The organism is Alteromonas sp. AWM4_230 (assembly GCF_056158305.1).
Genome location: NZ_JBSWTB010000001.1, coordinates 1,297,980 through 1,312,429 on the forward strand (window position 1 = coordinate 1,297,980; position 14,450 = coordinate 1,312,429).

The 14,450-nt window shown below is 44.9% G+C and carries 10 protein-coding genes and 1 pseudogene; all 11 read left to right on the plus strand.

Annotated elements, in window-relative coordinates; genetic code table 11:
- Positions 1–83: 83 nt before the first annotated feature.
- The 11 genes and pseudogenes from ACXACS_RS05565 to ACXACS_RS05615 all read left to right on the plus strand — a co-directional run bounded on the left by ACXACS_RS05565 (position 84) and on the right by ACXACS_RS05615 (position 14,447).
- Positions 84–2,780 (plus strand): exo-rhamnogalacturonan lyase family protein, encoded by a 2,697-nt coding sequence (locus tag ACXACS_RS05565; RefSeq protein WP_474804983.1) that lies wholly within the window; start codon positions 84–86, stop codon positions 2,778–2,780.
- 213 nt (positions 2,781–2,993) lie between these two features.
- Complete coding sequence (gene bglB, locus ACXACS_RS05570) at positions 2,994–4,100, plus strand: beta-galactosidase BglB (RefSeq protein ID WP_474804985.1); 1,107 nt, start codon at positions 2,994–2,996, stop codon at positions 4,098–4,100.
- Positions 4,101–4,132: 32 nt separating this feature from the next.
- The gene (locus tag ACXACS_RS05575; RefSeq protein WP_474804987.1) at positions 4,133–5,680 is read left to right on the plus strand and encodes an MFS transporter; all 1,548 of its coding nucleotides are present in this window, start codon (positions 4,133–4,135) and stop codon (positions 5,678–5,680) included.
- Positions 5,670–7,007 (plus strand): oligogalacturonate lyase family protein, encoded by a 1,338-nt coding sequence (locus ACXACS_RS05580; protein WP_474804989.1) that lies wholly within the window; start codon positions 5,670–5,672, stop codon positions 7,005–7,007. The genes ACXACS_RS05575 and ACXACS_RS05580 overlap by 11 nt, the downstream gene beginning before the upstream one ends.
- 50 nt (positions 7,008–7,057) lie before the next feature.
- Positions 7,058–7,819 carry a 2-dehydro-3-deoxy-D-gluconate 5-dehydrogenase KduD gene (kduD, locus tag ACXACS_RS05585; RefSeq protein ID WP_334019963.1) on the plus strand — a complete coding sequence of 254 codons (762 nt, stop codon included), beginning with the start codon at positions 7,058–7,060 and terminating at the stop codon, positions 7,817–7,819.
- A gap of 56 nt (positions 7,820–7,875) precedes the next feature.
- Positions 7,876–8,382 (plus strand): IclR family transcriptional regulator, encoded by a 507-nt coding sequence (locus ACXACS_RS05590; RefSeq protein WP_474804991.1) that lies wholly within the window; start codon positions 7,876–7,878, stop codon positions 8,380–8,382.
- Positions 8,325–8,648 (plus strand): annotated as a pseudogene (locus ACXACS_RS05595) (IclR family transcriptional regulator domain-containing protein); the annotation flags it as partial. The gene ACXACS_RS05590 and the pseudogene ACXACS_RS05595, both read left to right, overlap by 58 nt.
- Positions 8,649–8,693: 45 nt before the next feature.
- Positions 8,694–9,635 carry a sugar kinase gene (locus tag ACXACS_RS05600; RefSeq protein WP_474804993.1) on the plus strand — a complete coding sequence of 314 codons (942 nt, stop codon included), beginning with the start codon at positions 8,694–8,696 and terminating at the stop codon, positions 9,633–9,635.
- A gap of 43 nt (positions 9,636–9,678) precedes the next feature.
- Positions 9,679–11,067, plus strand: coding sequence for an FGGY-family carbohydrate kinase (locus tag ACXACS_RS05605; RefSeq protein WP_474804995.1), 1,389 nt, complete (start codon positions 9,679–9,681; stop codon positions 11,065–11,067).
- A gap of 86 nt (positions 11,068–11,153) precedes the next feature.
- Positions 11,154–11,939 carry a DeoR/GlpR family DNA-binding transcription regulator gene (locus ACXACS_RS05610; protein ID WP_474804997.1) on the plus strand — a complete coding sequence of 262 codons (786 nt, stop codon included), beginning with the start codon at positions 11,154–11,156 and terminating at the stop codon, positions 11,937–11,939.
- Between the two features lie 315 nt (positions 11,940–12,254).
- Complete coding sequence (locus tag ACXACS_RS05615) at positions 12,255–14,447, plus strand: bifunctional rhamnulose-1-phosphate aldolase/short-chain dehydrogenase (protein ID WP_474804999.1); 2,193 nt, start codon at positions 12,255–12,257, stop codon at positions 14,445–14,447.
- The last annotated feature ends 3 nt before the right edge of the window (positions 14,448–14,450 follow it).

The window sequence follows — 14,450 nt, forward strand, 5'->3', positions numbered from 1 at the left end:
ATAATTGGTTATTTTATTTCTTTTGTGATAAAAATTAAACAAAGATTAAAAACTAATTAACAATAAGCGTTATCGGAGTCCACATGGATAGACGAGAATTTATTATCCGTTCTGGGGTGGCAGCATCTGTGCCATTTTCATTAACAGCGTGTTCAGCATCAACGAAGCCGGCTAGCGGTACGCCTCTTCAATCATCAAAAAAAATAGAGCGTATTAAAGGCGCTCTCAATTGGCTAGACGGTGATGAGCCCGGCGAACTAAAAGGGACGACTTTTGGTTATCCATGGAAACAGGGTGCGTTGCGTAAAGGAGAGCCACTTTCGCTTGTTAATGAAAAAAGCGAGCAGATTCCTCTGCAAACATGGGTAACAGCATTTTGGCCTGATGGTTCTATAAAGTGGACGGCTCATGCTATACCTGCATCAGCAGAAGTCGGTCGCGCGGCAAAGATCATAAAATCAGCTCCAAAGATTCCCAGAACACCGGTCAAGGTAAGTGAAAACGCCAATGCGGTGACACTTTCAACAGGCATAGCGCAGTTTGAAATTCCTAAACAGGGTACGCATATTGTTAGTAAGTTGATGCGTGGTAACAAGTTAATTGGGCAAAACGCACATCTTGTCGGATTGGTAAAGTCCTCCCCTGACTTCGATGCAGTTACTACTCAATTTTCTTCAAAAATACAAAGCGTTACGGTTGAGCAGACCGGACCTGTGCGTGCTGTCATCAAAGTTAAGGGGGTTCATGCTAGAGAAAATAGTAAACAATGGTTGCCCTTCACAATACGACTGTATGGATACGCTGGCAGCGAGGCGTTACACATAACTCACTCTTTTGTTTTTGACGGCGATGTAAACAATGACTTTATACAAGGTTTAGGTTTGCGTTTCTCGGTACTGCAAAACGATGCACTTTACGACAGGCATCTGCGTTTAGTAGGGGAAGGAGAAGGGCTATGGGCAGAAGCGGTAAAGGGTATTACGGGACTTAGGCGAGACCCCGGTCAAGCGGTAAAAGATGCCCAGATCGCGGGACGCAAAACACCTCCTTTAAGTGAATGGGATGAGCGTGTAAGTAGTCGCTTGCAATACATCCCAGTTTGGAACGATGTTACATTAACGCAAATAGGTGCTAACGGCTTTGAGATCAAAAAGAGAACCAAAGCAGGTCACGGTTGGATAGGTGTAGATCAAGGGGCGCGTTCAAGTGGGGTAGGTTATCTGGGCGGTTGTAGTGGCGGTATCGCTTTTGGCATGCGTGACTTCTGGCAATTGCACCCAGTACAAATCGATATACGCGATGCAGGAGAAGCGATTTCTCACGCCACAATATGGTTTTACTCCCCTGAAGCTCCCGCCATGGACGTACGCTTTTATCACGACGGAATGGGTCAAGAAACCTATGAGGAGCAACTCGACGCCCTCAATATCATCTACGAAGATTATGAGCCTGGATTTGGCGATGCTCATGGCATCGCGCGTACCACCGAATTTACCCTTTCAGTGAAAGACAGTATACCAGCGAGAGATGATATTATTCGCATGGCGGAGCAAGTACGCCACCCCTCTAGATTAGTGGCGGCGCCAATTGATTACTTAGAAGCTAAAGTATTTGGCGGCGTGTGGAGCTTACCAGATCGTTCAACACCTGCACGCAAACAAATAGAGGACCGACTAGCATGGCAGGTTCACTATTATGCTGGACAAGTTGAACAGCGTCATTGGTACGGATTTTGGAATTACGGGGATATTATGCATACCTATGATGCTGATCGTCACGTTTGGCGATACGACATAGGGGGGTATGCATGGGATAATTCTGAGTTGTCTCCTGATTTATGGCTATGGTACTCGTTTTTACGTAGTGGCGATCCTACCAGCTTTCATTTAGCTGAGCGCATGACTCGGCACAATCGCGATGTGGATATATATCACGCCGGTAAATTTAAGGGGCTAGGTACTCGTCACAACGTACAGCATTGGGGGTGTAGTGCTAAACAAATGCGCATAAGCACCGCGGCTTATCGTCGTTTTCACTACTACATTACCGGTGACGAACGAACTGGTGATGTTCTCAACGAAGTTGCAAATGCAGACGCTGCACTAGCTGTGGTAAATCCAACCCGGAAGGTAGATAAAGTTAACCCTATTCCTGGATTGGCGAAGATGGGAGTAGGAACAGATTGGGGCTCTACTGCTGCAAACTGGCTGACGGCATGGGAGCGCAGCGGTAACGACGAGTACAAAGAAAAGCTCGTTAATGCGATGAAAGTTATTGGTTCTCACCCTCAAGGGTTCTTTGCAGGCGCATTTGGCTACAATGTGAAAACACAAAAATTAGTTCCCTATGAAGATACAGGGCCTAAGCTATCCCATTTAAGCTCTGTATTCGGACTAATAGAGATATCCACTGAATTACTGCAATTACTCGACGTGCCTGAATACAAAAAAGCATGGCTGCAATACGGCCGCTTATATAGTGCGCCCGCGAGTGAACAAACAGCAGTACTTGGCAAGCGTATGAAAGGCAACAGTCTTACGGTGGCTCATTCTAGACTTACAGCCTATGTTGCAGCTCAAGAGAATGATGAAACCCTGGCTAAACGAGCTTGGCGGGAGTTCAATAAGGCTAGTAGTCAAGGTGCCATCCAAACTGACTGCATTGCGGGGCCGAGAACCCTAAATTCGGTTGACGAGGCAGCTTGGCTTGCAACGAATGATGCGTCCCAGTGGGGACTTGCTGCAATCCAAAATCTTGCTCTTATTAAAGACGCCTTATAGAGCAGCCAACAATTAATCGTTTAACCTTTTATAAGGCGCTTAATTTTTGAGCGCCTTTTCTTATTTGAACAAATAAATTTCATATATGAATTTAAATTGTAAAAATCACTTCGGTAATCATGTTAAATTGATGTGAAATGATGTATTGTGATTGAAAGTGATTTTTTACGGCGGCTATATTTGAGCCCGTATTGTTTAATTAGAGGAATTGTTATGCCTGCTATCGTAAACGACATCGCCTATTCAACGGTTCGCAATAAGATTGATTTACTTATCGATAATCTTGTCAATATTACTGATGAAACCGGCGAGTTTTTGCTTAAACTCGAAGATGGACGTGTTATTGACACTAAAGGCTGGGGAGATTGGGAGTGGACGCACGGTATAGGTCTGTACGGCTTGCTAAAGTATTGGGATATTACCGGAGACAGCAAGGCGCAGGAAATTATTGAAGCATGGTTTGCTGACCGATTTGCAGAAGGCACGCCGACGAAAAACGTTAACACTATGTCTCCTTTCCTAACCCTTGCTTACATGCAAGAACGCACGAGTAATCGCAGCTACCTCCCTTATTTAGATGTGTGGGCAGAGTGGGTAATGCGAGACATGCCGCGCACCGAAGAAGATGGTTTACAACATATTGTGTTTAACGCAGACAACTATCAGCACTTGTGGGATGACACATTAATGATGAGTGTGCTTCCCCTGGCTAAAATAGGCCTGCTATTAGACAGACCTCATTATGTTGAAGAAGCGAAGCGTCAGTTTATGTTACATACCAAATACCTCGCTGATAGAAAAACAGGACTTTGGTTCCACGGGTGGACATTTGATGGTCGTCACAACTTTGCCGATGCGCGTTGGGCTAGGGGAAACTGTTGGGTCACTATCGCTATTCCTGAGTTTATCGAGTTGCTCGATTTACCAGAGACTGACAGCTTGAGATTGTTTTTAATTGAAACATTAGAAGCACAAATTAAAGCACTCGTTGAGACACAGCATGAAGATGGTTTATGGCATACCTTGCTTGATGATCCTGACTCTTATCTAGAGGCGTCTGCAGCCGCAGGATTTGCTTACGGCATTTTGAAAGCAGTGCGAAAAGGTTACGTTGGTAAGGAGTATCTCCCTTGCGCAGAAAAAGCAATCAAAGCGGTGATTGAACATATTGATGAAACCGGTGAACTTCAGCAGGTCTCATTTGGTACGCCTGTTTTCGATACCCTTCAAGGCTACAAGGATATCCCGTTAACGTCGATGCCGTATGGCCAGTCTATGGCGATACTGGCTCTGGTTGAGTATATGAATAACTACATCTAATCAACAATCACACGGGAAGAGGGAATAGAATAATGGCAAGACGAGAACTAAAACCCGTCAATTATATCGCGTATGGTCTTAATGACATCCTCGGTGCAGGCTCCATGGCCGTCATCAGTGGTTGGATTTTGTTTTTCTATACAACGTTTTGTGGTCTATCAGCAGTGGAAGCTGCGAGTATTTTTGCCATAGCACGTATACTAGACGCGGTTGCAAGTCCTCTTATTGGTCATATATCAGACGGCCTAGGCAATACGCGACTTGGGCGCCGGTTCGGCCGTCGCAGAGTCTTTTTATTGTTTTCTATTCCCTTGCTTCCGAGCTTTGCATTAATGTGGGTTAGTGGTCAGCATTACCTCTACTATTTAGTTACTTACGTATTTTTCGAATTAGTTTACGCAGCGGTGATCATTCCTTATGAAACGCTTGCTGCCGAAATGACAGATGACTATAAGAAAAAAGCAAAGCTTGCCGGTGCGCGTATTCTTACCGGACAAATGTCGGCAATTTTGGCGGGCATTCTACCTAGTTGGATTGTCAGTTCAGTTGGGGGGAAAGAGTCAGCATCAACTTTCCTAATTATGGGGGTTATTTTTGCGGCCTTGTTTATGGCAGTGGTTTTCATTGTGTGGTTGTTTACGTGGGAACGTGAACAAACCGGTGTGAGTGAAGACGCGCTGGCGCAGGAACGCAAAGGAAGTGTGGCTGATACCTTCAAAGTGTTATATACCAATCTCACTTCTACACTGAAGATTCGAGCATTTCGTTTACATCTAGGTATGTATCTCGGTGGTTATATTAGCCAAGATGTATTTAATGCTGTGTTCACCTATTTTGTCGTATTCGCAATTGGCGGAACCGTTGTCGTGGCATCTGAAATGATGGCGGTAACTTACATTGCACAGCTCGCCGCCGTGGCAGTGGCAATACCGTTAGTTATGCGGTTTGGACCTGCACCAACCTATCGCGTAGCAATTTCACTTTATATCGTTGCTATTGTCGCGCTAGTGCTGATGTACGTCATGAGTGGAGAGTTTAACCTGTTATGGTTAGCCGCAGGCGTGATTATTGCTGGTCTTGGTCGGGGCGCGCTTAATTACATTCCTTGGAACACGTACAACTACATGGCGGATGTAGACCAAATCGTGACCGCTCAGCGTCGCGAAGGAAGTTTTGCGGGTGTCATGACGTTCATTCGAAAAGCAACACAGGCGCTTGCGGTCATGTCAGTGGGGATCATCCTGGAAATGGGGGGATTTATTTCAGGCGCGGACGCGCAAAGTGACCAAGCAGTTTCCACTATTGTGGTCATGCTAGCGGTTGGGCCTATTATCGTTTTGTTGCTCGGCTTCTACGTTTCTACGTTCTTTAAATTAAGTAAAGAGACCCATGAAGTATTGATGGGAGAGATTGCTCATCTGAAAACAGGCGCCACTGCGCCAACGTCGGAACAAAACAAGCGCATTGTAGAAGATCTATCTGGTTTTAAATACGACGACCTCTGGGGACGCAATAACGTAGGGCGTTTTTCTCCTTCAGTTACCAAACCAGGAGTGAGAGATGCACTCAATGAAAAGTAATCACGCGTTTTCTAGCCTCCTACTCACTTTGGCATTATTCGCTACCTCAAGTGTTGCCAACACGATTCCTAAGGAGTGGATAGACGAGACGACGGGCCACCGTGTTGTAAGGCTGTCTGAAGAACCTGGCTCTCGCTCATTGTACTTCCATCAAAACGGTTACAGCGCCGAAGGAGATAAAATGGTTATCTCTGTTGATAATCCGCGAGGCATTGCAACAGTAGATTTGACTACCTTTGAAGTACGCAGGCTCTACGAACATCCTGATGTCGGGTTGTTATTCATGGGGCCGAAAAGTCGCAATGTGTATGTAACACAGATCGAAGGAGTTGGTAGCGGGAAAGTTGTAGCGAAAAACGAACTGCAGCAACCTACCCAAGTACTTGCGATTGATATTGATACTGGTGATGCAAAGCACGTTGCTACTGTGCCTAGGGGGAAAGTTCACTCAATCAATGCCGATGAAACTTTGCTTATAGGTGCGTTTGCAGAGCGTGCTTATCAACTTGAATCGGGACCAAGACATGCTCGATTTGAAGCGCGATATGAGGCGCTAGGTGAGGACGGTAAACCACTTACTTTTGCTGAAGCCAAAGAGGTAAGAATTAATGAACGCCTTGAAGCTAGAATTCCTATGCAGATGTTTGTGGTCGATATCAAGACCGGAGAACAGCGAACCATCTATAAAGCGACAGACTGGTTAAATCACATTCAGTTTTCTCCTCAAGATCCTAACAAGATTATGTATTGCCATGAGGGTCCATGGCATAAAGTTGATCGCATTTGGACCATGAATTTAGATGGCAGTGAACGTAAAAAAATGCACGCGCGGACGATGAATATGGAAATAGCAGGGCATGAGTTTTTTGATGCCTCAGGGGAACGAATTTTCTACGACCTGCAAACGCCGCGAGGAGAGGTATTTTGGCTGGCTAGTGTAAACATAAACACTAACGAGCGGGTATGGCGCCACCTTCCTCGAGACTGGTGGTCGGTTCATTTTAATATTGCGCCTAACGGAACTCTATTTGCCGGTGATGGCGGCGACAGTGAGATGGTTGCTCGCGCCAATGATGGCAAATGGATATACCTTTTTGATTCGCAACTTGTTAAAGACGTGGCAGGAATAAGTGCGCCCGATGCTGAGCATTTGATTAAGCCGTCAGTTTTGAAAGCAACTAAGTTAGTGAATATGGAAAACCACGATTACAGGTTAGAGCCTAATGTTACCTTCACACCAGATAATAAATGGGTTGTTTTCCGTTCCAATATGCACGGCCCAGTCCACGTATATGCCGTTGAAGTTGCACCAGCAAAGGTGCAGTAAATCGATAACTACTTTTAGCAATCAATTTTAGTATTAGGGAGCAAGAAGCGATGGCTTTAAATTTTGAACTACATGGCAAGACAGCCCTGGTTACAGGAGCAAGCCGAGGTATCGGACAAGCGCTTGCGGTGGGTCTGGCTCAATCAGGTGCAACTGTAATTTGTGCCAGTAGTCGAAAAGGTGGCTGTGATGACACAGTGACTAAAATTAAGGAACTAGGCCTGAATGCATATGCCCTTAGTGCTGATTTAAGTGACGCGGATGCAACGCGCGCTCTTGCTGATGAAGCACTGACAATAAAAGGTAGCATAGATATTTTAGTTAACAACGGCGGTACCATTTATCGCGCGCCAGCAACGGAATTTCCACTTGAACAATGGCAGAATGTGATGCATGTGAATATTGATTCTGCATTTATATTGTCCCAAGCAATTGGTAAGACTATGGTCAAACACGGGCGTGGAAAAATCATCAATATAGCTTCAATGCTCAGTTACAGCGGGGGTATTACGGTGCCTGCATACACCGCTAGCAAACATGCTATCGCTGGCTTAACTAAGGCATTAGCGAACGAGTGGGGGCAGCACAATATTCAAGTTAACGCCATTGCTCCTGGCTACATTCGTACCGATAACACGCAAGCGCTTCAAGATGACAGTGAACGCAGCAATGAAATACTCAAGCGTATCCCAGCAAATCGTTGGGGCGAGGCAGAAGATTTACAAGGTGCGGCGGTATTCTTAGCCAGTGATGCCAGTGCCTATGTAAATGGTCATATCCTTGCAGTCGATGGCGGTTTCTTAGCGCGTTAATAACCTTGAGTCCGAGGCGCGAAAGCGCTTCAGCACTTCAAAAAGATGGAGTCAACATGGCGACAGAACGTTACACAATACCCAGTGTGGTTCATGCTTGCGAAATTTTACGATTGATGGCAAACAGCGAGCAAGGGTTAAGTATGCAAGCCCTAGAGGAAGCGTTGTCTCTTCCAAGAACCACAGTGTTTCGTTTGTTAAAAACGCTACTGGCAGAAAACCTGCTCGAAAAGCGGGGCAAACTCTATTTCAGCGGAGCAAGTCTATTACAGCTAGGGTTACAAGTTATCCATTCTGACCGTCTGCAGCATTTTGCCATCCCCCATATTCAACGTTTAGCGCTGCAAACGGGGTATACCGCCCACTTAGCGGTGCCAAACCATGGGAAAGCACTAATAGTGGAAGTGTTTGACAGTCCTAGCCCCTTGATGGTGTCTAAGCGTCCGGGGGGGAAGCTCAGCTTCATTGCTCTGCCACAGGAAAGGTATTTCTCGCATTCTTATATGCAGATAATGTCGAGCTACTTATGGAAGAGCATCCGATGGAAAAACATACTGACCTGACGATTACTGAGATTGATGTGCTTGAGAAAGAGTTATCTAGGGTAAGAGCCATGGGGTATGCCGTCGATGAAAGGGAATACAACAAGGATATACGCTGTGTCGCTGTACCTGTCAGAGATAGCATGGGTACAGTAGTAGCCGCACTTGGTATCACAGCTCCTGCGGCAGTATTTCCTAAAGGTAATATCCAACAAGTATCCGACTTGGTTAAAGAAGCCGCTCGTGGCATCTATAAAGATACGTATCAGCTAGATAGAGCAAAATAAATTTTTCCGATTATCGCAAAACCACAAACAACCTAGAGCAAATTTATGTACCACAGTGTTTTTATTGGCGAGGTGATGGTAGAGCTGCCTATGACAGAGAGTAATAACGTTACCCTAAACGTCGCAGGTGATACCTTCAATAGTGCAATCTACTTCAAGCGGGTGTTTAACGAGAGTCAGGTGAGCTATTTAACCGCAATTGGTACTGATAAATTTAGTCAGCGTATAAGCCATTTCGCTGAAGAGGAGGGGATAGATAGCTCGCTGATGTTAAAACATCGCAACCGTTTGCCTGGACTTTATGCAATAGAAACCGACTCACAAGGTGAGCGCTCTTTTCATTATTGGCGTGATAGGTCCGCTGCTAAAGATCTTATGAATCTTGCTTTTAATCACGGTATAACGCTAGACAACGCTGATCTCATTTATTTTACAGGCATAACCCTTGCCGTGCTTTGTGCGGCTCAACGACAGATGTTGCTCGACTTCCTAGAAGAGAGTAAGGCCAAGGGGGCAACCATTGCTTTTGATCCGAACTATCGCCCTATGTTGTGGGAAGGGCTTGAAGATGCAGTCTATTGGACACAAAAAGCTTATTCTTTAAGCGATATTGTATTTCCAGGGTTGGAAGATCATACCGCATTATTTGGACATGCTTCTATACCTGAAATAGTAGACTTTTTTTCCTCTATGTCGCCACAGGAGATGATCTTAAAAGATGGGGTTAAACCTGTAAGAGTCGTTACTCCATTCGAAGACACCTCTGTCTCTATCGTACCAGTAACAGACGTAGTCGATACCACATCAGCGGGCGACGGTTTTACCGCAGGGTACTTGGCGTGCAGGGCAAAAAAAATGTCAGTAACGCACGCTGTTGAAGTTGCCGCAAAATTAGCGGGTACGATTATTCGCCATCCTGGCGCTATCATTCCTCGCCAAGTGATGGACTGTAACCATGTTGATTTATTATCTAGCCCGGTAGGTTAATCGCCTTAATTTAGGCACAAATACCATAAGGAAGTATTCATTCATGAGAAAAGCCGTTTTAGACATAGGGAAAACACACATTAAGCTGTTGTTTCTCGAAAATAATACTGAATTAGCCAGTTTTAGCTGTAAAAACTCGCCGGTTATAGGTATGTATAGTCAGTGCGATGTCAATGCAATCTGGTCTTGGCTTACCGAGACACTACGCTCATGTAATTTCACAGCCTCGGTAGAAGCGATTAGCGTAACAACGCACGGAGCAGCTGGTGCTTTAATTAATCATACAGATAAATCTAACCCTACGGGGTTGGTACTGCCTATATTAGACTACGAATACGAAGGTGTAGATAGTTGCGAAAAAGATTATATGACTGTGAGACCTAGTTTCAATGAAACGTTCTCTCCTTCGCTACCTTGCGGTCTAAACCTTGGTAAACAGTTGTTTTGGCTTGAGAGTCATTACCCAAAAGCATTTTCCTCTGCAACCGCGATGTTAATGTACCCGCAATATTGGGCCTGGAGGCTCTGCGGTGAACTGGCTACAGAAGTCACCTCCCTAGGGTGCCATACGGACCTATGGGAACCGGTTTCAGGTCAGTATTCCACCTTAGTCGAGAAACAAAGTTGGCACCGGCTTTTTCCCCCTTTAAAAAATGCGTGGGATTGTTTAGGCACTGTGACAGATAAGGTTAGTGAAGAGACGGGGTTACCGATAAGTTGCAAAGTCTATACGGGGGTCCATGACAGCAATGCGAGCTTACTGCGGTACTTGAAACTAAACCATAATAAAGCATTCTCTGTCATTTCAACGGGAACCTGGACCATTTTAATGCAAGTAAACGGTAACCTTGAAGGCTTGGGAAATCATAAGGATACTCTGTCAAACGTCGATGTTTATGGTAACCCCGTTGCTTGCGCCCGTTTTATGGGAGGTCGTGAATACGAACGAATCTGTGCTTCTTTGGGGGGCAATATAGTGATGTCACCGACCCAGCAAGATCTTCAAACCGCCATAGATAATTTGTGGATGGTAACGCCCGATTACAGTAACGGAAATGGGCCTTTTGGTGGACTTTCGCCCAGACAGTATTGCCCAGAGAACTCGAGTTCTGTGCACGCCATTGCAACCTTATATTGTGCATTGATGATTGATCGGCGATTAGACGATTTAGACGCGCACGGCGAAATTTATATTGAGGGCGCATTCTTAAAAAACCAACTACTCTGTGCGTTAGTAGCTCAATTACGCCCTCATCAAAAAGTTTGGTTGTCTGCTGACAATACCGGTACTGTACTGGGAGCATCGGCATTGACGGAATTTGAGCATTATGATGGAAGTGATATCGCAGTAGAGCCATGCTTAGCGTCAAATTTTAGCGGTATGGAAAAATACAGAGCACAATGGCTATTTCGCATAAACCAATCAAATTAACGCGTTTTCAATAGTGTATGATTGATGTTGAGCGTAACTGTGGTTATATTAATGTTAACAAAAAGACCTAACGACAAGGGATATTCATGCTTGAGAAACAGCGCCACCAATTGATTCTCGATATTCTTGATGAAGCCACCTTCATCAGCGTGCGAGATTTGTGCACGCAGCTGAATTCATCAGAAGCCACTATACGCCGAGACCTCAATAAATTGGCGGCACAAAATAAGCTAGAGAAAATACGTGGCGGCGCTCAAGTGATAGAGAGTCGATCCGTATCGAATATACGCCTATCAGGTAATGCATTCCTAGTCGATAGAGAAAAAAATACCAACACTAAACGTATGATTGCCAAGGCTGCTACGGAAATGTGTGAAGATGGCGAATCAATTATTATCAATGGTGGAAGCTCGACGTTCATGATGTCGGAGTTCTTAGTTGATCGACGTATGAATGTATTAACCAACTCGTTTGTACTTGCTCATGAGCTGCTTGAAAATAGTCAGAATCAGGTAACTTTGCCTGGCGGTGAGGTGTACCGAAAACAAAGCATAATTTTAAGTTCGTTTGAGAATGACACCACGCAAAATTATCGCGGCAGTAAAATGTTCATGGGTTCCCCTGGCGTAAGTGAATTCGGTGTAGTGGAGGGAGACCCGCTGCTTATACTTGCCGAGCAGAAGCTACGAAAACGGGCTGAGAAGCTTATTGTGCTTGCCGATAGCTCAAAAATTGGCGTGAAAGGGAATCTTATCTTTTGCGGGATAAAAGACGTAGATACCGTTATTACTGATAGTAATGCCGACGCTGCAACCTTGAAAAAATTGGAAGACAACGGCGTAAATGTGATTGTGGTACAGGCCTGCGATTAACTCGTGTTTGTTAGCGCTTTACTACCGCGTTTTTGTTTTGTAACGCGCTAAACATCAACTCCATTTTTTATAAAACACTCTTCTATTGCTGCATACCTTAAGCGTCTTAGCTAGGGTTCACTCCTACAATGCCTTTCTCTCTTTATTAACTTATTGCTGATGTAATCTTCATGTGTTTCATATGTAACATTAATGTTTAATTGTGATTGAAAATGATTGACATAGATTGTTGTGGATGTATATTGAGCGTTAGTGGGCTGGTTTAGTTTGCTTTTTGCCCAAAACTCGTAAAATACATTCACAGGACGCGCTTACATGCCTTATAAGCCAGAAGACTACAAATTCGTAAAGTACCTATGGGAAGATGACGTTGCTGACAAACTTGATCCCGTCGAAAACCTTGTATATCGCTCCAATAAACTTGGTGAAGACCAGCGAATTACTAATACCGGTGGCGGCAATACGTCAGCGAAACTTATTGAAACGGACCCCCTTACTGGAGAGGACGTCGAAGTATTGTGGGTAAAAGGGTCTGGTGGTGACTTAAGAACATCTAAAAAAGAGAACTTTTCATCACTTTATCAGGATAAGTTGAATGCCCTGGATAATACTTATCAGTCGTTTAGCGATAAGGGTTACAAATCTGCTGGTGAAGACCGCATGGTCGGTATGTTTAAGCACTGTAACTTTTGTTTAAACCCTCGCGCTTCTTCAATTGATACACCTTTGCACTCAATGATTAGTGAGAAGCATGTCGATCATTTACACCCGAATGCAGTGATATCTGTCGCATCTTGCAAAGATCAAAGAGTATTAACTGAGGTTATATGGGGAGGTAAGTTAGCTTATGTACCTTGGATGCGTCCGGGGTGGGAAGCTGCGAAACTGTGTGAAGATACTTATGCTGAAAACCCGGAAATATGGGGTATTCTGTTAGGCCAACACGGTCACACCAATTGGTCGAATGAAAGCAAAAGCTGTTATGAAACATCATTATGGGTTGTTGAAACGGCGGCGCGCTATATTGAAGAACACGATAAAGGTGAAATGACATTTGGTGGTCAAAAATACCCATCGCTCGATGAATATAGTAGTAAATCGATGCTAACTAAGTTTCTACCCGTAGCACGTGGTATGTTGTCTAACAATGTGAAGTTTATAGGCACAGTCCAAAACGATGAAGCTACATTGCGTTTTGTTAACAGTGTTGATGCGCCACGATTAGCCGAATTAGGTACGTCTTGTCCAGATCATTTCTTACGTACGAAGATAAAACCGCTTTATGTCGATTTTAATCCTGAGCAAGACGACATACATATCCTGATTGAGAAGTTCGAACGCGGTCTTGCGAAATATCGCGAGGATTACACGGCTTACTATAACGCGTGTAAACGGGCCGATTCTCCTAAGATGCGCGACCCGAGTCCAACGGTCGTATTGATTCCCGGTGTGGGTATGATTGCTTGGGGCAAAAACAAAAGTGAGTCGCGGGTTACCGCAGAATTCTACAATTGTGCTATTGAAGTGATGCGTGGGGCCGAGGCTATCTCTGAATATACGGCGCTGCCTGCTCAAGAAGCTTTTGACATAGAATACTGGGCACTTGAAGAAGCTAAACTGCAGCGTATGCCGGCCGAGAAAACACTGGCAAGAGATGTAGTGGTGGTTATTGGTGCTGGTGATGGCATCGGTAAAGCTACGGCGCACCGGGTTGCCAGAGAAGGGGCACATGTTGTATGCGCTGACCTTAATTTGGATAGTGCTGAAGCGACGGCTAAAGAGCTAACTGATATATATGGCCAAGGTATTGGCGTTGCAGGCAGTGGAATATCAGCTTGTGGCCCTGCTATTGCTTTAGCTGTCGATATCACACGGCGTGAAGCCGTTGAAGCAATGTTGGCAGAGGTTGTTTTCGCCTATGGCGGTATTGATAAGGTCATTGTTACTGCAGGCGTCTTTATTGCCGAAGGGCCAGATCTAATTAAAAACGACAGCGTCTTTGATGTTAGCTTCGGTGTGAACGTTAAAGGCGGTTACATTGTGGCGTCTGAAGCGCAAAAAATTTGGGAAAAGCAGGGGCTGAATGGCGCCATGGTTTTAACGACGAGTGTTAACGCCGCGGTATCGAAAAAGGGTTCACTTGCTTATGACACGAGTAAAGCCGCTGCAAATCACTTGATGCGTGAACTTGCGGTGACGCTTTCGCCGTTGATCAATGTGAATGCATTAGCGCCAGCGACTGTGGTACAAGGAAGCAACATGTTCCCTAGAGATCGCGTTATCTCTTCTCTTTCAAAATATGATATAGCCTTTGAAGATAGTGAATCAACAGAGTCACTGAGAAATAAGCTAGCGCAATTTTACGCACAACGCACACTAACAAAACAACCTATTACACCAGAAGACCAAGCTGAGGCGGCGTATTTACTTGTGTCGGGACAGTTGAGCAAAACTACCGGACAAGTTATCAGTGTTGATGGTGGTTTACACGAAGCATTTCTGCGGTAGGAG